Origin of the sequence: Streptomyces sp. NPDC019937 (genome assembly GCF_040631655.1) — a bacterium.
Classification (GTDB): Bacteria; Actinomycetota; Actinomycetes; order Streptomycetales; family Streptomycetaceae; genus Streptomyces.
Genome location: NZ_JBEYAL010000006.1, coordinates 39,606 through 61,709, shown reverse-complemented (window position 1 = coordinate 61,709; position 22,104 = coordinate 39,606). Strand labels below are relative to the sequence as shown.

Sequence of the window (22,104 nt, the reverse complement as noted above, 5' to 3'; positions counted from 1 at the left end):
ACATTCGTCGTGTGATCGACCGCACAAGGGATGCCGAGCAGGTATTTCGTCGAATTTGCGAGGACGCTTCTCGCCCTCGACATATTCGATTTGCCGCATTATATGCCGTGCTTCTCCGGCTGCGCAGAGAAGAAAGACTGACGGACTACACAGAAATGGTGGGCCGACATGAGGAAGAGTTTGGAAGTGAACCGTATTTTCATACCTTCCGTGCCGTAATCCTACGCCTGGAGGGCAGTCTGGCGAGTCTCCTGCAAGCCATCGAGCATTCTCGCGAGGCGGCACGCCTACTTCCCGAAATCCCTGGCGTACAACATCAGGTCGCAGAGTTCATCGCCGAGTACATGGAGCAGCGTGAAAGCGCGCCACGATCTGGCGAGCTGGAGGAAGCTGAAGGGCTCGTGGATCGGGCTATCACTCTGACTCATGGACGTGTGGCTCATTATTTCGAAACGAAGGCACGTATTCTCTGCCTCCGGGACGAGTTTCAGGCAGCGCGCAGCCTTGTGCGCCGAGCTATCGAACTCGAACCAAAGGAAGGGCAAGATTACCTTCGACGCATTTCGCAATACCAGACTACAAGAGTCAAGATCGACGTGTTCGCCCAGCGTGCCGATTGGCTAAAAGCTAGGGATGACTTCCGCCAGGAGATGGGTCATTTTAGAACTCAGCAACTTGAGCTACTCGGGCTCCTCGCTGGAATTGTGGCTTTTGTTGCGAGCACTGCAAACATTGCGAGTCAAGTTACCGGCGCCACCGGCGTGCGGCTAATAACTGCGATGTCAGGAGCGTTGATCGTGGTATTTTCGTCGTTCTTTTGGATGGGCGGTGGAAATAATTGGAGGAGAAGCATTATTTCCACCTCAGTGGGCGCGCTGCTTCTCAGCATTGGCCTGCTGGCTCCGGATTGGCTGGTGCATCGACCATGATGATCGTGGACCAGGTCACTTCACAGGGTGGACGACACGCCAATGAAGACCGTCTTGGCTATTCAGGTAATTTCGCCTGGGTAATCGACGGAGCTACAGATCTTTCCGCTGAATCCTTCCTCCCAGCCGAATCAGATGTGCAATGGCTGGTAGACCGACTCGGTGAACTTCTCACTGAGGCCGGCGCAGTCTCCCTGGCGGCGGATGCGAGGGAGGTGTTGCAGTGTCTATCTTCCCGTATAGAACGAGACATCAGAGAGCTGGGTTTCCCCGAAGGCCGCATACACCCGACCTGCTCGATTGGGCTGCTCATTGCCGGGACTCCTGACCTGCAGCTGGCTCGTATTGGGGACCCAACCTGCTTGGCTTTCGGCGCTGAAACTGTGGAACTGTCCACTGACTTTTTTGGACGCCGCGAGGCTCAGGCGGTAAGCCGATCGAAATCTGGCGGGTTAAGCCAAGAAGAGAATCGTCGAGGAATCATGGAGCGACGTCAGCAGTACATCGAAGGGAAGTTGAAAGAGTCTGTCTTCTCCGGACATCCTCGAGCACTCCTTCACATCGAATCCACGGTAGTGGAGGCGGCACAACATCAGCACGTACTGCTGTGCAGCGACGGATTCGCGCGGGCCGTAGTTGACTACGATCTCTACCCGAGTTGGACAGCGCTCCTGGAAACAGCCATGGAGCGAGGATTGTCATCTGTGGTTGATCGAATTCGGTCGCATGAGAATGAAACCTCCAAGGAAGGCACCGCCGGCAAGCCTGGGCATTTCAAAAAGTCGGATGATGTAACAGCATTGCTCATCCAAGTCTGAAATCGATGTCTCTCCATCAATCAAGGAGGATCTACGTGAACGCCGAACATCAACCCTACCTGGTTGAACGCAACCCTGGGTACTTCGAGTATCAGCTTCCGGTCTCCGTGAAACTTGTAATTGAACTTTCTGGAGCGATCCCACTACTCAAGAACGAGCGCGACGAGTGGGAACTCCCGGGGGGAAAACTGGAGCTGCGTGAAACGCCAGAATCGACTGCTCTGCGTGAAGTGGAGGAGGAGCTAGGGCTGGAGGCCGATAAGCTCGTAGGTCTGCAGATCGTGGACAGCTGGGTCTACGAGATCTTTAGCCATCGGCATGTATTCGTGGTCAGCTACGGAGCCGAGTACGTAGGCTCAAGGCAGCCAAGGCTCTCGAACGAGCACAAGGAACTGGGACTCTTCAAGCATGAAGAAATCCCAGCCTTGAAAATGCCGCATGCCTACAAACGTACCATCGACTCTTGGAAGGGTAGGCGTTCAGCGAAATGATTCTTGTGAGTGCTAGAGACTTCAATTCGCTACTGGTTCGGCGAGCGCCGATTTGATCGCGCTGCAGTAGAATTCGGGAATCTCGAGGTCGTCCAGCTCCTCAACCGAGAACTTACCGAAATCGGCAAACCCTCCCTCCCCCTTCCACTCAAACTGCCCTGTACTTGCCAAGACTTCACAAAGGTAAGAAAGCACCAATACTCCGCCCTGTTCATCTAACGAGCTGGGAATGGTGTAACGGTGTGCGTGGACTGGCGTGAGAGCTCGTACGTGCATGCCGAGTTCTTCGAGCATTTCCCGTTCGACAGTTTCAATGGGCTGCTCTCCAGGGTCCAGCTTGCCTCCGGGGAGCTCCCACTCCTGGCGCTCGTTTCGTCGGAGCCAAACCTTGCCGTCCTGGAAGACGATGCCCTTGACCGAGATGGGCAGCTTCATGGTTGAGCGAGTCATGAAGCGATAGTAGACCATGCCGACTAACCACTTCGAGTCGGAGTCGACCAACTGACTCTGGCGCTGCTGTGCACTCACTCACCAACACCAACTCAGCCCTCGGGTAGCTCTCCACTGCCCTGCCAGCACCGAGCACGCTGTTGCTGTCCGCTGTGGCGCCGCGGACGGCAGCAGGATCACCGAATCAGTCGCGGTATTCACAACCTGCCAGCGGCTTGGTGCGGCTTCCCGTTGTCACTAGGTAATGGGTGTCGCTTCAACGGCCAAGCTCGATGTCGCTAGCAGCCCGGTGTTTTTCGCGGGGTGAGGTAGAGCCGGTAAGGCGGCGGTTTCGGAAGCCACTGGTTCGGCGGCGGGAATGGGATCCACCTGGTGTGATGGTGTACATGCTGCTTTTGGAGTAATCAGGACTTTGGGCTGTTTGGCCGCTCACGCTGTGGTGTCAGGAGACCCGTGTGTACAGGTCGCGTGAGTGGATCTCTGAGCGGATCCGCCGGGACCGGCGGCTGGACCCGACGGTGTCGGGGCGGGGCGTTGACTCAGCGGTACCGGGTGTCGCGGAACACGGTGGCGAAGGCGTTGGCGTCTCCGGTGCCAGCGAAGCGGAAGAAGACGCCGCCGCGGCCGAGTGTGCTGGAGCCGGTGAAGCCGTTCATCGACGCGATGCTGCGTGCGGATCTGGACGCGCCGAGGAAGCAGCGGCATACCGTCGACCGGATTGTTCAGCGGCTGGCCGGGAACATTATTTCGAGCTCGCGGCCTACTCCACGGTGCGTGACTATGTCGCCAGGCGGCGCCCGGAGCTGACGTTGGAGGCGAAGGAGGGGCGCCGCCATGGGGAGGGGACGGTCCCGCAGGCCAAGCGGCCCAGCGAGGAGGCCGAGGTCGATTTCGCGGATGTGTGGTTGGACCTGGCCGGGCAGCGGCGCAAGTCTGTGCTGTTCACGCTGCGGATGTCGTATTCGGGCAAGGCCGTCCACCGCGTCTACGCCACCGCCTCGCAGAAGGCGTTCTTCGAAGGGCACCTCGAGGCGTTCGAGGTGCTGGGTGGTGTCCCGACCGTCCACATCCGCTACGACAACCTCAAGCCAGCGGTGAAGCTGGTGCTGTTCGGGCGCTCGCGCACAGAGTCGGCCCGGTGGGCAGCGTTCAGATCGTGGTATGTCCATGTTCCCGTGAGTTCCCGCAGCCTCCCGACTGCATCGGTGACCTCAGCAGCCTGGCTGCGCTGGCGAAGGCGGGAGCCCAGCAGCTCGCGAAGCTGCGGTGCTGCGACCGCGAGATTGTGAGCTTGTGCAGCCGCAAGGGCGGACTGTGGTGCTGCAGCGGGTGCACCCGCCCGAAGGAAGAGTGCGTCGGCTGCGGCACGCTCGCGTACGTCCGGACCCGGGATCGGAAGGGGCGGCCTCTATGCCAGCGGTGTCCCTCGACGAGGACCCGACGGACGAACTGATCGACTTGGTGGTCGGCGCCGATCCCGGCCTGAGCCGGGCCATGGTGGCCAGGGCACTGGCGGCATGCTCACTGCAGCGCGCCGTTCGCTGGCGGGTGGCCTGGGCCGTCCTCGACCGGCCCGAGCTGCTCACCGGCGCCGGGCACGCGGCGCCCACGCCGTCCGTGCTCACGTTCATCAACGCCCTCGTGGATGCCGGTGCCACTGCGGTGATGCGGCCGGGCTGTGCCCGTTGCGGCGCGACCGAGAGTCTGCGTGCGAGGCAGGGACGGCCAGCGGGTCTGCTGGCGCTGTGAGGAGGAGGCCCGTGCCGAGGACTGCTCGCGCTGCGGCAAGCACCGCAAGGTGAGCAGCCGGGAGGACGACGGCCGACCGGTATGCACCGACTGCTGGAGGGCCGACCCCGCCAGCCACGAGCCGTGTACGGGCTGCCGTCGCCGCCGGAAGATCAAAGCCCGTACGGCAGAGGGACCGTGGTGCGAGAGGTACAGCCCGCGGGAGGACCAGGAGTGCAGCGTCTGCGGGCAGCTCACCTGGTGCGCTACCTCGCGGGCGACCGGGAAGCCGTGGTGCTGCAACTGCCGAGTCCGGCACATTCGGTGCACATCGTGCGAGACGGTGGCGCCGCTCAAGGGAGGAACGCTCGATGCCCCGCTCTGCGCTCAGTATCTGAACCCGGATCCTGACTTCTGGGACCGCTGTCCTCGCTGCGAGAAGACATGGCAGTTCGGCACCGAGCCCTGCCAGTGGTGCCGGGGCGACCTGAAACTCGCCGAGCTGCTCGGAGGCGGCGCCGCCGTCGCGGAAGAACTTGAGCCGTTCCGGCGCGCCCTGGTGGCCGTGGAGCGCCCCGACCACGCCATGGTCTGGCTGACGAAGCCGAAGGTCCATGAGCTGTTGACGGCGCTGGGCAAGGACCCGCGCCCGGTCACCCACGCTCTGCTCGACGACCTACCGGCGGGCAAGACCCTCAACTACCTGCGCGGCCTTCTGATGGCCACCGGTGCGCTCCCTACCCGCGATCAGCGTCTTGCCAACCTGGAGAGCTGGATCAACCAGAAACTGGCCGGGCGTAGGGACCTCCCGGAGCGGCGGGTCCTGCACGGATACGCGATCTGGCACCACCTTCGCCGGCTACGGCAGCGCGTGCGCGGACGACAGCTGACGGTCGACCAGGACCAGAACCTCCGCATCCACATCAACGCCACCATCCAATTCCTCGACGACCTGGCGGGGCGCGGCGTCCTGCTGGACGCGTGCACTCAGAGCGACGTGGACGACTTCATGGCCCACCGCGCCACTTACCCCTCGCGTACAGCGCACTTCGTGCGCCGGGCCGTGGCTCACCGCCACGCCCACGACCTCACCTCTCCCGCCACCCGGTGGGCGGGCCCCAGCGGGCCGCACGATGAGGACCGACGGTGGGAGGTCGCGCGCCGGCTCCTGCACGAGGGTGACGCGCCGACCGCTGACTGGGTCGCCGGCCTGCTTCTGCTGCTCTACGCCCAGCACGTCAACACCATTCGCCACCTCACCGTCGACCATGTCCAGCGCGACGGCGACAAGCCGAAGATCCTGCTCGGGGACCGCCCGATCGTCCTGCCCGAGCCTCTCGACGGCTTGATGGAGAAACTGATCGCCGGTCGGCGCGGTCACACGCTCGTGGATGCACAGGGACCTGGCTCTTTCCCGGTCGGCTGTCCGGCCAGCCGCTCAGCAGTGACCAACTCGTCGTGCGACTCCGGGCACTGGGCATCAACCCGCGCCAGGACCGGGGCACTGCCCTGTTCACGCTGGCCCCTCAGGTCCCGGCGGCGATCCTGGCACGCATGCTGGGCATCCACCGCTCGGTTGCCGTGCAGTGGCAGGATTCCAGTGGCGGGGACTGGGCGGCTTACGCGGCCGACGTCGCCGCGCGACCGGTAGGCACACACCCGGCGAACTGAACGGCGACCTCAGCTTCCCGCACCGAGCGGGATCGTCGCGACGTGGTCCCATGTGATCGTCTTGGCCTGGGCGTCCGCGGTGACGTCCACGAGGTGAACGGCGGCGACCCTCATGGGGGCGTGTCCCGGGCGTACTCCGTTGCGCAGCTTCCTCTGGACCTGGTCGGAGTCGCATTCGTCGGCCGCGTACGCGAGCGTGAGGTGCGGGACTTTGGTGGGGTAGCCCGTCGCAGCGGGCCCGCGTACGGCCTGGATCGGGGCGCGGACGGTGGTGTGGAGTTCGTTGAGGGGCTCGTCGGGTGGACGCCGGCAATCACTCCGGTCGCGTACGACATGAGCGAGCCGATCATGATGTCGAACGGCTCGATGTTCGCGAGGCGCTTACCCAACACTGCGACCAAAACGTCGCGTTCGGCCGGTGAGATGTCCGCTCCGACGCTGTCGGTGATCTGGTCGACAGTGATGTGCAGCCAGGGAAGCGCAACCGGCGTGATCGGGAAGTCCTTCAACGTGTCGTGCGCGCGCGTGACGAGCGCGGTCAGCTCGCGGTCTTGCTCGCGATGGCAGATGTAGACGTGGAGCAAGGTCTCGCCCTCGCGCCACATATTCTGTGCATGCTGGAACACGAATGGTTTCATGACGCGGGGCCCTTCCAAAGCGGGTGACTTCTCAGTGCAGGCAGCCACTGGGAAGGCAGGGCCTGCTCGGCTTTGAAAATGGATGCCAGCTCGGGAATTGAGAGCGTCGCCAATCCCCGTGCGCGAGCTGTCTGCCAGGCACGGGTTAGGCGGTCGAAAAGGTCTAGGACTTCAGGCGGGCGAACCCAGTAGACGTTCTCCTCGGCGACCGCGTACGCGCTGGAATGTACCTTGTTCTTGGGCGATGCGAGCAGACACACCGAGTCGCCTGGCGCGGCCTTTTCTTGTTCTTTCTCTGCTGTTCGCAGGTGCGCGCCGGCTTGCCGGACCTGGTCAGCACCAATCTGCCCGGTGTTCTTCGCCTGGCTCTTAGCCTCCCATACAACCCACTGGGCCTCGTTGAAGATCCACACAGCATCCGGGAGGGCGTCGCCTTCGTCGCCTTCGTTGCCGTAGCTGGGCTGCGCGCCGGCCAGCCTGCCGAGGTGAACAAGTCCTGCTTCGTACGCCGTGTATTCGGTGCCTTCCAGCCCGACCCGCGCGCTGAGGACGTCCTCGAAGGCTTCGACGCGAGCCAGATCCGTGGCTGCACGGACATTACGCATGGCGACTTCGTCCGTGAGGGCGAGTGCGGGTGGCTGGGGCGCGGCGTCGCGCTCGGCCGGGGCCGCAAGGTGCGACAGCCAGGTAGTGCCCTGGCTGTTCTTCCAGGTCTCCCGGTGGTAGATGTCCGCCGATTCTCGGAAGCTGGGATCGCCGGTCTTGTCCGCGAGCTGGCGAGCGATGCTGAACCCCAGGTAGCTCCACAGCGCCCCGTATCGTTTCGGCGTGCGGTCGCCGCGGAGCTTGTCCAGGACGCTCCTGATGGCATCGAGCGCGAAGTACTGATCGCCTGACCAGATGGCTTCGGCGGCAACGATCTCGTGTCGCACTGCCCGCTGCAGATCAGCTACGCCGGGAGCCTCGGCGCGACTGTATATTTCGCGAGCGGCGACGATGTCGTCGTCCACGGCCGCCCATGCTTCCGCGTGCTCGGTGAAAACGCCGAGATTCTCCAGCATCGCGGTCGAAGAGAAGCCCAGACTGGTGTCGACCCCGAATTCGAGTTCTGCATGGATCTCGGGGTGCATGGCCGCCTGAGTCTCACGGCGTGTCAGGTACGAGGTCAGATCCCTCCCCAGTATCAGCACGGCGGCGTGGTCACGAAGGTTCCGCGTTGCTCGACCGCTGCCTTGCTGGATCCGGGCTCGCATTCGTTCTTGGAGGACTTCCACGGCACCCAAAGAGCCATGGAGGAAACGCTCTTGGAGATCTCCCTTGGCGGGCAACCCGACCAGGACGACCAGTCGGCATTGATCATCGGGGAGGTCAATGCCGTCGTAGCGGTTGTTCAATACGAGGGCTGCGGCCGGCTGGGCGGTGAACCGAGTCAGGTCGTCCTCAACCTCTTTGGCATTGAGGGTGAGGTAGTCGGCCGGGAGGAAGCGTTCCCGGAAGGTGTCGGCGGTGCGGCTGTCCGGCGTCAAGACGACGGCGCGGCCTGCCTTGGCGATGACGCCAGCGACAAAGGGGGCGAGCTTCTGGTTGTCTGAGGCGAGGTCTTCGGCCAGCTCAGGGAAGGCGAAGAACCGACGGCCAGTACCTTCTTTGTCCCATCCTGCCGGGACGGGGATCCGCTTGATCTTCCGCCGGCCGAAGCTGCGCTCCAGTTCACCGCCGGCGCCCAGAGTCGCGCTCATGTAGAGCCTTCGGCTGGGTTCGCTGAACGCGGGGTGCTGGAAGGTGGGCGCGATCAATGGTCGGATCAGGACGTGGTTGTACGAGATATAGACCATGCACCTGGCCGCCCTGCCCTCGATGAACCGCCATGCATGGGCTGCGTCCTCGCTGACCTTTCCCATCGCTACAGCGTTGCTCAGCGCCGTTTCGAGTTCGGCGGACTGGGCGGCAACGCCGAGCGGCGAAGCGAGGTAGACACTGGACAGGTACTGGCTGTCCGGCGTGGGGGTAACGAGCCGCTTGTAGACCAAAGGGTCCAGCGCTGACGAGAGTGTCGACAGCACGTCTTTGTAGGCGCTCTCGTGATGGAAACGGGAGATCTCCAGGCTCCACGGCCCAGCAACGTAGCCCTCCGCGGCGTGGGCATCATCCAAGACCAACAGGTCTGCACCCGACAACGCTGGGTTGGAGTTGAAGACGTGGCTGTAGACGCTGACCGCGACGGCACGCCCGGAGTCAAAGTGGGCTCGGTCGGCCTGATTCCAAGTCGCAACCCGTCCGGTGAGCAGAACCTGCGGGATTCCGTAGTCAGCGAGCCTGCTGGCTGTTTGCCGGGCAAGCTGCTTGGTGGGGCAAAGGTAGGCGACCCGGCTTCCCTCCCTGCGCCGGAGGAACTCACCGATCATCCCTCCGACCAGCGTCTTCCCCGCGCCTGTTGGAAGCTCAATTGCCACATCCGCTTCGGAGTAGTGCTCGGCGTGCCACCTCTCCAGGACTTTTGACTGGTGGCCCCAAACCGAGTCCGGTCCGTTATTTGACCGGGCCAGCAGCCGATACAGCTGCTCAGGGTCATCAGCTTGGGTGACTGGGCCGCTGCCACTCCGGCGCTGAAATGCCACGAAGTCTCCGATCCTTCCGATTAGGTAAGTGGGCCTGAACGCGTAGAACTCGCCTGCGACCAGGGGAGTTGGAGTATCTCGCAGCACACCGGCGAGTGCCCGTGCTTCAGCCCAACATGGGCCAAATTGAGGCCAGCACCAGCGAGGCGGCTGGCGGTGCTTCCACCGGCCCTGGCATGTCCCGCTACTCGCTCGTCGCAGCAGCGAAGTCCGGCTAGTACTCCAGCCGCCATCGGTGGCGCTGCGGGGGCGCTGGAGCTGCCGGGGCGATGCCGTCCTCGGCCCTCCGCATTTCGCGGGCGACGGTAACGGCACATCATGCCGAACGCGCGAGGCTCCGGGCGGGACTACGCCGCTCGCCGCCACCAGCGACACTGAGGGGGGACCGGGGTGACGTCGTCCTCGGACCGCAGCATGGTGCGAGCCTCGTGAACCAGTGTATTCAGAGCTGTGTAGAACTTCCGCATGTCACTGGACCGCAGGTTTCGGATGTAGTCATCCGACTTGTCATGGTTGGCAACCAGGTAATAGGCGTGCTCGTCAGACAGCCCTGGCACGAGATTACTGAGCGCCTCCGACCGGCTTGGGTCTCCTTCACCCCATCCAAGGATCCGGGCTATCTCGGCTGCTCGGTCGTCACCATCGATGGTGAGCCGAGCCAGTGCCTGCCTGGCATGCAGGACGGGGGCGTAATGGTGAGTCGTAACTTCAAAGTTGGTCGCAGCGTGCGTCAGCTCGCCCGCTGCCTCAGCGACGTCCTTCGTGACGATGAGACGCACCTCCGCCCACAGCAAGGACATCTCCTCGGAGGTCTCACCTATTTGATCCGCTAGCTCCTCGTTTTCAACGTTCCATAGGCGGCTGCACTTCTGATACAGGCTGTTGGCGCTCCGCATCAACTCGGCGACCTGCTTCTGACGGACGGTCCACAGCGCCGCCACACGCTGAGCCTCCGCCGCGATCTCCGCCGCCTCACGAGCTGCTGCCGCCTGAGCCCTACCGCCATTCGCCTGTATCTTCGCACCGACCACGCCAGCGATGACGGCGATGGCCGCCACCAGGGCAGCGGCTATCTCGGGGTTCTTCTCGAAGTACCTCCACATGTCCACCGGCACATCATGCCGAACTCTGGCGCTCCGCCTCCAGGTGCAGCGGCTCCCCGTGGCCGCCGCACGCATTGCACCCTGAACAGCCACCGCCGCCGCACGCCGCCGATCTCCACGGCTCTCGCAGGAGACCCATCCCCTGCAGGCATAGACGAACCCGCCCTCGTTCCTGTCTTCAACCCGGCGAGGACGCGCGAGTTCAGCGGTTGGCCCATACCAGAATCCGCGAACTCGCGCGCTTCCGACCGCGCCATGACCAAACTGAACGCCCGCGGCTGCGCCCAGCTCGTCGTCATCGCGTACTGGAGCGGCCTGGTCAAGCCGCACCCTCACGGCTGACCCATGTGCAGCAAGAATCTGCTCGCCGCCCCCGCCGCACGCAGAGCGATTATCAAGTCGTCGGTCGTGCGTGCTTCGAGGTGATCGGCCTGGTCACACGCCATTGGCAGCAGTCGGATAGGCCTCGATCCATTCGAGGCCGCCGAGGTCCAGGTGGCGCCGGGCGCGAGTGACGGCCACATAGGCGAGCCGGGCGTCCGTATCGCTCACGGGTTCCGGAATCGGGCGACCGCTGTCGTCCTGCTGGTCGCTGTCCGGCGGTGGGGGGAAGTCGTCTGCGATTCTGACCTTGGGCCACTCCCTACCTTTTGCCTTGTGGGCGGTGGAAACAGTGACCTCGGCCTTAGTTTCGTCGATCAGTGCGTCGACGGCGGCAACGATGGCTTCGGGTCCGTGAGTGTCGACAAGCTGCACGAACGGCTGGAGGTCTCGTCCTGCGGGATCGTGCTCCGCATAGTCCTGCAGCTCACCCCAGGAAGCGAAGAGCACGAGTTCAGGGTGGCCCGTACGTCGGCCCTCCTTAAGGTCGCGGGCGGCGAGCGCCAGTGTGCTCAGCGTCTGCCCGCCTCGGGTCAGAGCCACCCGACGTCCGGCACCCAGCTGCCGCATGACTTCGGTCATGGCGCCGATGTTGGTCCGGCACAGCACCGCATCCGGAGAAGTGACCAGACCGACTTTCGTGGGAATCGTGTCGGTACCAGTCAGCCGGATCGGCGCGTCCGTAAGCGCAAGCCACTGGTTGGCCTGTTCGGCGAGGAGGGGGCCGAATCGGAAGGAACGCGTCAGAGTGAGGTGGGTGGCGTCGAAGCCCGTCATCACGTCCCGGGCACCTCGCCACCCGTAGATGGCCTGGGCGGAGTCACCGACCATCACCAGCTGAGCATGGCCGCGTTGAGCGGCGAACACCTGTTCAAGGACGGGGTTGGTGTCCTGGGCCTCGTCGAGGAGAAGGAAGTCGGCCTCGATCTTCGGTTCGGTCAGGGCCCATAGCTTCAGGTAGTGGTCGTGATCGAAACGGACCGCGCCGTCCTCGGGATTCTGCAGGTCTTTCCATGCCTTCTCGACGAACGGCAGGACAGTCTCGGCAAGTTGAGCTCGTTCGTCCGGTGTTCCGAGCCTCCGCAGCATCGGAACATGGTGCGATGCCGGGAACCTGTCAGCGGACTGGCAGAAGCGGGCGAGCGTGCTCAACACGGTCTGGGACTGAACCCTGGGGCTGATCTCGTGATCACCGATACGGACAGAGGATGTGATGCCGAGAGCCTGCCCGATCCGCCAGGCAGGCCGTCGAGGACTGTTGAGACGGTGAGCGAAGCGGTAGCCGATCGCCGCATAGGCCGTGGCATGCGCGGTCTTGCACAGGACCGAGCGTGGGAATCGGCTGGCAGCGTCGTTGGCGATGTCCTTGTTGAACGCGAGGTAGCGGCCATGGCGTGCGGTACTCGCGGCAAGCATGCCCAATGTGCTCGTCTTGCCAGTCCCTGCGCCGGCCTGCAACACCAAATGGTGGCCGTCACGGAAGGTGTCGATGGCGTGGGCCTGTTCGTCTGTGGGCGTGTGCAACAAAGACTCCGATGTGGGGAGGGATCAGGGGGTCGTGTCGCCGGGATTTGGACGCTGACGATCCGCGTTGTGCGAAGCAGGTGGAGCCGAGCGCCGATGGTTGAGCAAGAGACGGGCCGCGCAGGCAAGTACCTCTTCAAACGCGTTGTCGGCAAGGAGACGTTGGAGTTGCTCGGTCAATTGCCGAGCACGCAACGGTTCGTCCCGTTCAACGGCGGCTACGACAGTCCGAGCCAGGAAGTCGTGGGGAGCCTGCCCGTGAGCTGCTGCGGCCTGGCCGATTGCCGAGCGTACGGCCGGAGGGAGGGCTACGTTGAGCAGGGTGTGGTCCGACGTATCTGGGTAGTGGGTCGTCAGGACATCGATGGGAAGCAGCCGATCGAGTTCCCGGCGAAGTGACCGCAGTGCATGTCTCGGTGACTTGGCCCGCCGCACGGTTGAGGCAGGTGCGATCGGCGTTGGCCGCGAGCAATACGGCTCGGCAGGCTCTGTGAAGCTCTGCCCTGGTGACCGGCCTGACCAGGATGATCTCTACAGCATGTTGCCTTCTCACCGCTGTGGCGCTTCCGCGGATGGCCGCCATCGTGTGGCCGACGAATGTGAGTGGGAAGACGAGGGTGCGCGTGCGCGTGGTGGATGAGCGGATCGAAGGGTACCCGCTCGGTCAGGGCCGGGTCCGCTGCGGTCGGCGCGGCCGCGTGCTGAGGGCAGCTGCCTGCGCCAGCGCAACTGCTCGGCGTAAGGGAGAAAGGACAGGTCGTACAACGCCATCACATCAGCGGACACAGCCAGTTGGCCGCGGGCGGACGTTGCCGGAACCAGCTTCCAGAGCCCCGCCAGGCGGTCCGACGTGAGCACCGTGTGGGTGCATCGGTCACGGCGCAGTGTCTGGGCCACGCACTGGATCTCGTCCACAGGGCGTGCGGCGAGGTAGCGGACGTAGAGGAGTTGGACGACGGGTCTGGCAGGCCGACAGGCATCGTCCGGCTGTTGCGTCGCACGTGTCGGTGCATTCGGCGTGAACACGCCGGCCTCGGTCAGACGACGCGTGTTCACCGCTAGCACCCGACGCAGCCTGGTCAGTTCGGGGGCATTGGCGGCATCGGCCGCGTGAGCGGGGCACACCACACCATGGGCCAGCCGACACCAGGGGCTGCCATCCCCGGCGTGATGCGCCAAGCCGGAGCTGACGTGCCAGTGATAGCCGACGGGCACGTCAGCCACTGGCAGCTCGTGTGGATGCAGGCGGACAGAGCGGTCGTCAACCCGGTGGTACCACTCGACGGGGTTGCCGCATTCACGGCAGCGGCTTCGCTGGGCGCAGCGGAGGAGCCGGGACGGGCTGTCGGGAGCGACGCACAGCGGACGGGAGCGGCGGCTGATGATGGGGCTGCCGTCCCCATAACGACGAAACGGTGGAGAGGAGTGCATGCGCCCGAAGGTGTCAGGCGACACGCCGCACGGCCTGCGGCCGGGCGGGGCTGATCCCCCGGATGGCCGCAATCGCTACGACGCACATTCGATTGGCCGCTCATGCCTTCGTATGCCGTCGCCGGTTTGGGTGATCGCCCCGTAGAGCCTGGGTGGGCTCTCAGGCCTTGTTCCGCCCGGGAGGCTCGTGGTCGCCACACAGGGTGCCGAACAGCTGGTCAAGCGGAGTGCTCAGCGCATGAGCGAGGGCATGCCACGTCTTGAGGGTGCCGATTGTGCGCCCTTGCTCGATCTCGATGAGTGTCCGTCTGGCCAGGCCGCTGCGGTCCGCCAGCTCGTCATACGTCCACCCATGCTCCGCCCGCAGCCGCGAGAGTTCCAGACGCAAGGCCTCGAAGTCGGGGTCGGGCGGGAAGATCGTCACCTGACCATCCGACGGTGCAGACACCTGCCCTGTCAGTGCAGACCTCTGCCCCATTTCGCCTGCGGCATCCCATACTCAAGGGCAGAGCTCTGCACTAGCGTGTGCGCGCTCCAGCCCGACAGAGGGCGGCACAGCGAATAACGGGAGGTAGACGCCCGCCATGAGGCTCTGTCTTGCGCGTTCCGGAGTCCGGCGGACCTGGACGGTTGAACTGCGACCGGAGCCCGGCGGACCGGTCCTCGTATGCCATCAGTGCACGCACAACGGGGGACAACTCGCCGGCTCCGCGGCTCGAACAGAGCTATTGGCCCATTTGGCCCTGCACGCTCGCCGAGACCCGCTCCCTGCCCATCTGCGGATCTGCCAATGTCACGAGCGGGGCTGCAGCTGGCATCCCCGCCACCGCGGTTGCCACGGCCCGATCCGGCTCCTTCTGGTCCGGGAGCAGGGTGGACGCTTGTGGCGCCTGACCGACGCTTGCACCGCGTGTGCGGCGTCCACTTCCCAGTCCGCCGTCGTTCCCGATACGGTCCTGGGCGCCGCCGCGGCGTCCCCTGGACACGTGAACGTGCGGCGCAGGCGACACCCGAAAGAACCCGACAGCCAGACCCGGGTCCGCGAGATGCTCAACTACTTCGCCGCTGCGCTGCCTGCCGAGACGAGTGCCGGTGCACGAATGCTCGCCCTCCAGTGCGCACTGCGCATGAATATCTCGGCTCAAGCCAGGCTCAGCTTCGGGGTGCTGCGCAGCCTGCGCCTCGAAACGGCTGCGGGCGCATGGTGTGAACTGCGCGGCGCGGGGCTGATCCGCACACTGCCGTCCGATGAGCGCGCGGTGGTGGTTCAGATCCTCGACGCGGGTCTACTCACACAGCACCCCGCGCGACCCGACCGGCTCCGTGCCGCTGACTGGGCAATGCGCGGCCTCTGCCCTGCTCGCACCGGATCGACCCCGCCGCTTCAACTCGCCGCCCTTTTCGCCATCGCCTGGACCGACCGAGGAACCGGACAGGGAACAACGGAGATGGACCAGATGGCGCGGGAGTGCGGGTCTCCCATCGCCGCGCTTCCACCTCTGCTGAATCAGCTGGTAACTGCCAGGGTTCTCACCACCTGGCAGGCGGTACGGGAAGATGGAGAGCTGAGCTGGCACATCGGACCAAACGGCTGCTATCACCACTCTGGTAGCGAGATTTTGTGAATATGCATCAAGTCGCCTGAGGGCGTCGGCCACACGGCCGACGTGGTACGCCTTCGCGCATCAGGATGTTGCGTACTGTGGCACGGCACATTCCTGTCGTATCGGCGATATCTTGAAGGGACTCGCCGAGGTGGCTGTACCGATGGATTACCTCCTGAATCAGGTGCCCATACACACGTTCCGGAGCCCTGGAACGGATCTCTACCCCCATACGCCTTAGCTCCTTGAGGATGCTCGTGCTGCTTCCGCCCGCCACCTGACTGATTTGAGTTGCGGAGAGTCCGTCGAGATACAATTGACGCCATTTCTCGTTGCGCTGCACGAATGGGCTTCTCCTGTTGAGCGGTTGCCTTTCCAGGATGCATCGCACATGGGCTGGGATCGTTTTCAGCTTTCTGGCCACCGCCGATGCACTCAAGGCTCCTTCAAGTATCACATCGTGAACTTTTGAATGATGGATACTTTCACGTACGACGCCGGGTAGTCTGACGTCAACGGCCACAGCATGCGGGATGTCTGGCTCCCAGGCAAAAGGCTCTACAATCCTTTCGGCGGACAACACTTGTCGGCCGATCTTGGCCAGCCCATCGATTTCGACTGGATCCAGTCCAAATAGGAATTGTGGGTATTTCTTTGCTGTGTCAAGTGGATCGAGGCAGGACGGCGGAGGAAACTGCCGGATGGGATTTCCGGTGAGGCGTTGATAAATCCATCGATTCGCCTGCTGAACATAGGCCTGCCCATCGTGCACGGGCCCGGCATGTCTCCGGATCCCAGCCCATTCTTCAGGATCGATGAACTCCCTCCGCCGTCCGAAGACTTCGCGTCGACGTGCGTAGTCGATCGGGGACCCTGATTGATCGAGGACGTCGGCCAGCATGGTCACGGCCCGCAGGATTTCCACGCTGGCCTCGTGGGCATGAAGGGTTTCCAGTGTGCGGGACAGAGTCTTGCGGCTGAGATCAGTACCGAGTAACTGCTGGGCCTGCGGCAGGTTAATCCACGTCCCGACCTGGAGAACACTGACCGCGAGGGCTTGCTGAACGGTGGCCCAACGGAGGTTTCCGCCAGCGTTGAGGGGCATCATCTGCAACGCCCAGTTGTCCCACAGGCTGGCGGGCATCTTCTGTGCACGTGCGCGCGGCACGGCGAGTCCCTTCGATGGTCGCTGCGGCCGGCCTGTCGTCGTCCGGTAGTGCAGTCGTACCGCCCTGCGCCCCTGACTACGGTGCACGGCGCCCAGAACAATGGTGACAAGGTCCGGGGAGATTTCCGCACTCCATTTATCAATGTCGCAGTGCGCAGCGCTCTCCCCCCGCTCCTGCAGTCGATCAGTGAGCCAGGCGATCCGGTCGATGACAGTGTCAGGCTCAGGACCATTCAGACTGTCGAGCGCTGCCGTCAGCGCCAGGCCGGTTGCCGCGGCATCAGTGGGCGCTACCCACGATCCGCGAGTGTGTGCTTCCCTGCGGCCGCGGTAAGTAGTCAGCGGGGCTTCACGGTAGAAATTGCAGCGGCGCACAAGGTCGGTGGGACCCCAACGGGCCAAATCATCGTCCTGCGCAAGCGCCAGCACACGGGAGGCAAGCGTTCTCAAATCTGCCAATACACGCGCGATTGGGACAGGGTTGCGGCCATAGACGCCTGCGAAGTCCGTCGTATTTGGTGCTTCTCCCTCGACGAGTCCGGTGAGTTTCTGCTGTGCTAGAAGAATCAGCCCATCAGCCTCCAGTTGAGGGGTAGCCACCTCACCTAGGTTGTATCCGCATCGTACTGATGGGGCGTTCCTCAATTTACTCGGACAGACTCCTGGTACAGGCGCGGTGCCGGAGTAGATGTTTCTGCTGCGCGGAATCTCTCCGCAAGAGGGGCAGGCATCCACGAGCAGCAGGTGATGGCGCGTACAGGCGAAAGTGAAGCTCAGGCGCCACGACAACTGCCAGCGTCCACCAGATTCCCTCAGACACTCCGGGCAGTAGCGGGAACCGCATGCGCGGCCCCAGAGCCGTCTCTTGTCGACGCGACGGCGATCCCAATCGATGAAGAGTGCCCTCCCGTGCCATCGAGCCAGCGTCATGCTCAACAGCATGTCCCGGTCTATTTCGGAGGCCATCACGAGGTGCTCCGCCTCCCCATCGGCCAGTGCAACGGTCCACGGCGGCCTCACTGCGGAGTGCCGACTCTCCGGTCCGCTGAGGCCCAGGGCCTCGGTGATGTGCGTCAAGGGTGCTCTGCTGCGGCGGGCGATCGCCTCAAGCCAACTGTCGAGTGCCTCACCATCCACGGGCTGAACCCGGAGCGGCAGTGTACGCGCCACATTCAACGGCTTGCCTGCTTCTTGGCAGTGGCGGACGGGACCAGGGTGACCTTTGAGGTCCAACTGCGGGCTCGTAGTCCTGCCTCAAGCTGCTTTCGTGCCTGCTCTGACGCGGCATCAATCTTGACACTGTTGAGCAGGTCGGCATCCAGCCGCTCCGCCCCGGTCCGGACTGCCCGCTGGCAACCGCCGTTGATCAGCGTCATGAGCGAGCCGATGTGCCCGGTCGTGCGGGCATAGATGTAGTCCGACAGCTCATCGGCCAGCATGCCCGGAAACTTGTTCGCGAGAACCAAGCGTTTCTCCAGCCAGAGCAGCAGGCCCCGCCATTGCTTCCGAGACTGATCGTCGTTCACCGAGAACGGCGCCATCGTCAGGGGCGTGGTGCGACGAGCGGTCTGAGCTAGGGTCACGTCCCCGCCCACATCCATCTCCGAGTACAGACCTCGCGCCTCCAGTTCAACACCCACGAAAATCAAGGTTACGGGAAACTCATTGGCGATGTGCTTGAAGTGATTACTGACCTCTCGACCGTTCCGATCAGACCACTTCAGGAAATGAAGGTCGTCAATGATCAGAATTCGCGTCTCGCAGTCCAGGACGCAGTCAAGGGCCCGCTGCAGGAACTGCGCTGAGGTACCCCGGAAACGGGCCGGGTGGGCAAAGAACTCCAAGATGGAACGATTGAAATCCTTCATGCCAATGTTGCTGGTGAGACCCACCCGACACACCGGCCACCGCTCATTGCCATCCTGGGTCAGCCGCCCTAGTTCCGCGATTTCCCGACGATGGAACTTCTGAGCAAAATGCAAGACGGCGGTGGTCTTCCCGAGACCTGGGAACGCGTCGACCGCGACTGCCCCCTTGGGCTTGTCACCATCCTGTACGTTACTGTCGATGATGTCCCACAAATCGTCTCGCAGTGCAACGAGTTGCGGGGTCTTGATCGGCCCGAGATTGGCGTGCCAATCTCGCCGCAGTCGGTTGTGAGCGGCGCGTGCCGGCTCATCGAGCAGAGCGAGCTGCCGAACAGTCATCGGGTCGGGCTGGATACGTTTCGGCGCCTCGGCCAGCTGGCGAAACCCTTCCTTCCGGGACAGCGTCAGGTTGTCCAGCGGCAGGCGCACTTCATGCGGCGGTCCGTCGGTCATGCGTCCTCCAGAGCATCCGCATAGTAGTCGTCCTCGCCGTCAGAGCCGTCCGACGGGCAGACAAGAACATCCAGTTCGTCGTCCTCGTCGTCATCGCCCGGCTGGGCGCCTTCGTACGGTTCGGGCTCTGGCTCCTCTTCGTCCCGCGCTGTTTCCACGTTCGCGGCCGTTACCTTTGCCACGGAGGGCAGCGTGGCGACCTCGCTGTCGGTAGCGGGCAAGTCGATAGCCGACTGCTCACGCGCCATACGCAATGCAACGCGCCGCTCGGACCTGGTCAGGCCCAGCCCGAGATTCCAGCGCTCCAGCAGCTGCGCCAGCGCGTTCTCGTCATCTGGATAGCGATACTTGTGCCGAGCCATCTTCCGGGCGAGCTCCAAGGCATCCTCACTCACCGGGAAGTTCATGGCCGGAGCATGCTCCCAGTCCAGCGGGTACCACTTACGGGTATCAGGGCGGCGGAAGTAGACGCGGGTGATGTCGTCTGGGTCGACGTGAATAGGCCAGCGTCCTTTGGCGCGGGGTGAGGTGTAAGGGCTCGTCTGGTTGCGGAGGCCATTCAGTCCCGGCCCGTTGTAGCGGCAGCCGCGGATTTCGACGCCGTAGTGCTGGATTGACCTCCAGTCGGTCTTGAGGAACTCGAATCCGAGGTCCGGATCGCGCGGGACCTCGATGTAGCCAGCGCGGGCGATCCCATGATCGAACATTGCGGCCGGGGACAACTCCAGTCCTGGGATCCGGGGATCGACCAGGCCGTCGTGGGGACGGTGGTGGTAGACCAAGGCCACCCACTCCCGGATGATCGCCTCCAGTTCGTTGAGGAAGAAGAAGGCCTCGCCTTCCGGATTCACCCCCCTCCCGTGGATGTCTGGTCCCTTGTATCCGGGAAGGTTCTCAAGCAGCCCCTCGCGAATTGTCCGGAAGAACCGCTCAAGAGGGCCCTTGTCCCGTCCTGTACGCAGACGGGCCGGCTGGATGGAGATGCCCAGCCGTTGGCAGACACTGGTGACGTGCTCGGACACGTAGGGCTTGCCGTGGTCCACCACGATCGTCTCAGGAACCAGGCCCGGCCCCGCCGAACCCTGCCCTGTGACGCGGGCAGCGGCATCCGCCATGGGACCCTCGATGGCATCCCGATCCAGCAGGACTGTCCGAGGAATGCCGTGGTCAGGCCAAACTGCGTGACGCGGCCAATCCTTGCCCGCCGGGCGGGGACGGTAGGTTTCAAAAAGTGTCGCGGCTACGTCAACGGACTTGGTAGACGCGGGAGTCAGCCGCAGTCCAGTGATACAGCGGTCGTACCAGTCCATGGCTGCGGTCAACTCCGGCTGCACCCACTTCAGTGTCAACGGGTCGAGCGCGAAGACATCCAGCCGATTCGTGTCCAGCAACAGGAACTCACCCGGTCGCGTCGGCCGCAGCTTTCCGTATACGCCAGCTGGCCGGGAAGCAACGTCACGGTTCCTCAGTGCACTGAGGCGGAAAGTCGGCCGGCGTTTCTCGAGCTCAGAAATCCATCGATACGCCGTCGCCCTGCTAGGAAGCGGTACCTCTCCCTTCCCGTAGCGGGCTTCGAGGCGGGGGCCTATGCTTCGGATGACCTTCGATTGGGTTGGCGTCGCGTCATCTTCGTGCTCCGCCATGATCTCCAAGGCCATTTCCACCAACCGGGGATCAGCCCGCCCCACCCCCGCCGAGTCGGTGGACCGCTCAGGCAAGTCACGCGCCAATGCGGCTTCACGTTCCGCTTGGAAGGCAGCGACCCAGCGCCTGAGCGTGCGCATGCTAACTCCGAGTTCCTCCGCCTTGACTCGGTAACGGTCCATCTTGGGCGTACCCGGCATGTACTGGGGCCGTGGTTCCTCCGGAGCCGCCAACTCCGGCGTTCCGGAGCGGTAGCCGTAGAGCACCTCGTTGAGGTGCGCGGCCCGCTCGCGAATTACCTCCAGCTCGGAATCCTCGAGCAAGGCAAGAGTTACCGAGGCTGTTTCGCCCGGATCTTCTGGGGAGGGCCCCGGGTTTTCCGCGATAACACGGGCACGACCCGAGGACAGCACCTCCCTTAGGGAGAGCCGGAACCTGCGACCGCGCCCGTCCTTGACGAGGATCTCGTTTCCGCTGGAAGAGCCAAACATCTCCACTACCGTTACGACTTCACCGTCGTAGTGAAACCGTGCCCCCACTCCTACACGTGCCGCGCCCTGTCCACTTCTCCGTTTGCCACACAAGCCATCGATGTGGTTGGACACGGCAGCTTCCCGGTCATCCTCTTCTAGATCGTCGATTGGATCAGGCATCACACTCACCCCTGCACCTACAACAGTTGCCGCTTTCCTGCTCAGTAAATTCCGTTCGGACAAGATCCCATTGAGGTCAGTGGAGATATATTGCGACCAAAGGAGGTGAAAGATGCTCGCGCGCACAAGCTCTTTGGGCCAGTTTGAGAATGATCGAAATGCATCACCCAGGGTCGCTCCATCTAGGTCCGCACTACGCATTTCTTGCAGCAGTTCCGCATGGAACAGCCAGTCGCGCCTATATCCGGCCAAGAATCGCAGATTAGCCCGCTCATCGTGCGGCGGTTCGCACCATACTTGATACTCCCAACCCCAGGACTCGACCACCTCTCGAGCCCACCCAAGCGAAAAGGATACTTTCGGTCGGGTCAGTAGCTCACGCGGTTTGACATCCACCACCATAGGCACCGAGTCATCGCGAAGCAGCAAGAAGTCAGGCACATGGCGTCGCTGAGCCCTGTCGATCTCCGCCGTAATCAAAAATGGCTGAGCATGAATCGACCTAACTTCGGGCGCAAAATCTGCATAGATCAGGCGCGTCAGCTCCAGCCGCGATTCATAAACCACGTGAGCACGCATGGTCGAGGACCAGTAGAAACCCGAGTAATGCTTTTGGCCGTAATACCAACGGAACGTGCGCCACGGAATCAACGATTCCATTTTTTCAATGTCCGTATACGGCCATGGCGCCGCCGCAAGCTCACCGTCACTCCGGCGTACCGTCAACGAGACAGAGTCGACCGCAATGCTCACATGTCCCCCAGCAACTCATGTGCTGGCCTCATAGCATGATGCCGTCAGGCCGTCCCTCTGACGGTTACATGGGAGCACGCAGACACACAGAGGCGGCCACAGGGTTCATACTCATGAGCGATGCCTCGAACGAATGTCCGTCTCATTTCATTGGCCAGTTGGCCAGACAGTGGCCAACT

The 22,104-nt window shown here is 63.3% G+C and carries 17 protein-coding genes and 3 pseudogenes; 9 read left to right on the top strand and 11 right to left on the bottom strand.

The features are described from left to right. The first annotated feature begins 11 nt into the window (after positions 1 to 11). From ABZ562_RS07105 to ABZ562_RS07095, 3 genes are read left to right on the top strand one after another with little or no spacing between them, the layout of a single operon-like run. On the top strand, positions 12 to 929 hold the full coding sequence (locus tag ABZ562_RS07105) for a hypothetical protein (RefSeq protein ID WP_361475075.1): 918 nt from the start codon (positions 12 to 14) through the stop codon (positions 927 to 929). 5 nt (positions 930 to 934) lie between these two features. Further along, a complete protein-coding gene (locus tag ABZ562_RS07100) occupies positions 935 to 1,747 on the top strand; it encodes a hypothetical protein (protein WP_361475073.1) in 813 nt (270 codons plus the stop codon). 35 nt (positions 1,748 to 1,782) lie between these two features. Then, the gene (locus ABZ562_RS07095; RefSeq protein WP_361475071.1) at positions 1,783 to 2,238 is read left to right on the top strand and encodes an NUDIX hydrolase; all 456 of its coding nucleotides are present in this window, start codon (positions 1,783 to 1,785) and stop codon (positions 2,236 to 2,238) included. Between the two features lie 21 nt (positions 2,239 to 2,259). On the opposite strand, the gene ABZ562_RS07090 is transcribed toward ABZ562_RS07095, so the two are convergent. After that, entirely contained in the window at positions 2,260 to 2,766 is a 507-nt protein-coding gene (locus ABZ562_RS07090; protein ID WP_361475069.1) for an NUDIX hydrolase, read from the bottom strand. A gap of 731 nt (positions 2,767 to 3,497) precedes the next feature. Here ABZ562_RS07090 and ABZ562_RS07085 point away from each other — a divergent pair. The 3 genes from ABZ562_RS07085 to ABZ562_RS07075 all read left to right on the top strand — a co-directional run bounded on the left by ABZ562_RS07085 (position 3,498) and on the right by ABZ562_RS07075 (position 6,067). Then, positions 3,498 to 3,977 (top strand): hypothetical protein, encoded by a 480-nt coding sequence (locus tag ABZ562_RS07085; RefSeq protein WP_361475067.1) that lies wholly within the window; start codon positions 3,498 to 3,500, stop codon positions 3,975 to 3,977. Positions 3,978 to 4,098: 121 nt separating this feature from the next. Continuing rightward, entirely contained in the window at positions 4,099 to 4,437 is a 339-nt protein-coding gene (locus ABZ562_RS07080; RefSeq protein WP_361475065.1) for a hypothetical protein, read from the top strand. Between the two features lie 322 nt (positions 4,438 to 4,759). Next, positions 4,760 to 6,067, top strand: coding sequence for a hypothetical protein (locus tag ABZ562_RS07075; RefSeq protein ID WP_361475063.1), 1,308 nt, complete (start codon positions 4,760 to 4,762; stop codon positions 6,065 to 6,067). 161 nt (positions 6,068 to 6,228) lie between these two features. Here ABZ562_RS07075 and ABZ562_RS07070 read toward each other — a convergent pair. The 3 genes and pseudogenes from ABZ562_RS07070 to ABZ562_RS07060 form a co-directional block, all read right to left on the bottom strand. After that, a pseudogene (locus tag ABZ562_RS07070) lies at positions 6,229 to 6,342 on the bottom strand (hypothetical protein); the annotation flags it as partial. A gap of 379 nt (positions 6,343 to 6,721) precedes the next feature. Continuing rightward, entirely contained in the window at positions 6,722 to 9,343 is a 2,622-nt protein-coding gene (locus tag ABZ562_RS07065) for a DEAD/DEAH box helicase (protein WP_361475061.1), read from the bottom strand. Positions 9,344 to 9,690: 347 nt separating this feature from the next. Then, complete coding sequence (locus tag ABZ562_RS07060) at positions 9,691 to 10,452, bottom strand: hypothetical protein (RefSeq protein ID WP_361475059.1); 762 nt, start codon at positions 10,450 to 10,452, stop codon at positions 9,691 to 9,693. Between the two features lie 243 nt (positions 10,453 to 10,695). Between ABZ562_RS07060 and ABZ562_RS07055 the strand changes: the two are divergent. After that, positions 10,696 to 10,788 (top strand): annotated as a pseudogene (locus ABZ562_RS07055) (DNA-binding response regulator); the annotation flags it as partial. Positions 10,789 to 10,881: 93 nt separating this feature from the next. Here ABZ562_RS07055 and ABZ562_RS07050 read toward each other — a convergent pair. After that, positions 10,882 to 12,351 carry a UvrD-helicase domain-containing protein gene (locus tag ABZ562_RS07050; RefSeq protein WP_361475057.1) on the bottom strand — a complete coding sequence of 490 codons (1,470 nt, stop codon included), beginning with the start codon at positions 12,349 to 12,351 and terminating at the stop codon, positions 10,882 to 10,884. Positions 12,352 to 12,447: 96 nt separating this feature from the next. Here ABZ562_RS07050 and ABZ562_RS07045 point away from each other — a divergent pair, with 96 nt between their 5' ends. Continuing rightward, a complete protein-coding gene (locus ABZ562_RS07045) occupies positions 12,448 to 12,750 on the top strand; it encodes a hypothetical protein (RefSeq protein WP_361475055.1) in 303 nt (100 codons plus the stop codon). A 150-nt stretch (positions 12,751 to 12,900) separates the two neighbouring features. Here ABZ562_RS07045 and ABZ562_RS07040 read toward each other — a convergent pair whose 3' ends face one another. Then, positions 12,901 to 13,782 (bottom strand): DUF6083 domain-containing protein, encoded by an 882-nt coding sequence (locus ABZ562_RS07040; RefSeq protein ID WP_361475053.1) that lies wholly within the window; start codon positions 13,780 to 13,782, stop codon positions 12,901 to 12,903. Positions 13,783 to 13,942: 160 nt separating this feature from the next. Further along, the gene (locus ABZ562_RS07035; RefSeq protein WP_361475051.1) at positions 13,943 to 14,206 is read right to left on the bottom strand and encodes a helix-turn-helix transcriptional regulator; all 264 of its coding nucleotides are present in this window, start codon (positions 14,204 to 14,206) and stop codon (positions 13,943 to 13,945) included. Positions 14,207 to 14,768: 562 nt separating this feature from the next. On the opposite strand from ABZ562_RS07035, the gene ABZ562_RS07030 reads away from it, so the two are divergent. Then, positions 14,769 to 15,407 carry a hypothetical protein gene (locus ABZ562_RS07030; RefSeq protein ID WP_361475049.1) on the top strand — a complete coding sequence of 213 codons (639 nt, stop codon included), beginning with the start codon at positions 14,769 to 14,771 and terminating at the stop codon, positions 15,405 to 15,407. A 7-nt stretch (positions 15,408 to 15,414) separates the two neighbouring features. On the opposite strand, the gene ABZ562_RS07025 is transcribed toward ABZ562_RS07030, so the two are convergent. The 4 genes and pseudogenes from ABZ562_RS07025 to ABZ562_RS07010 all read right to left on the bottom strand — a co-directional run bounded on the left by ABZ562_RS07025 (position 15,415) and on the right by ABZ562_RS07010 (position 21,925). Next, entirely contained in the window at positions 15,415 to 17,154 is a 1,740-nt protein-coding gene (locus ABZ562_RS07025; RefSeq protein WP_361475551.1) for a hypothetical protein, read from the bottom strand. 147 nt (positions 17,155 to 17,301) lie between these two features. Next, positions 17,302 to 17,724: pseudogene (locus ABZ562_RS07020) on the bottom strand (TniQ family protein); the annotation flags it as partial. Positions 17,725 to 17,726: 2 nt separating this feature from the next. Beyond that, the gene (locus ABZ562_RS07015; RefSeq protein ID WP_361475047.1) at positions 17,727 to 18,875 is read right to left on the bottom strand and encodes a TniB family NTP-binding protein; all 1,149 of its coding nucleotides are present in this window, start codon (positions 18,873 to 18,875) and stop codon (positions 17,727 to 17,729) included. Then, on the bottom strand, positions 18,872 to 21,925 hold the full coding sequence (locus ABZ562_RS07010; protein WP_361475045.1) for a TnsA-like heteromeric transposase endonuclease subunit: 3,054 nt from the start codon (positions 21,923 to 21,925) through the stop codon (positions 18,872 to 18,874). Before ABZ562_RS07010 ends, ABZ562_RS07015 begins: the two co-directional genes overlap by 4 nt. Positions 21,926 to 22,104: the final 179 nt, after the last annotated feature.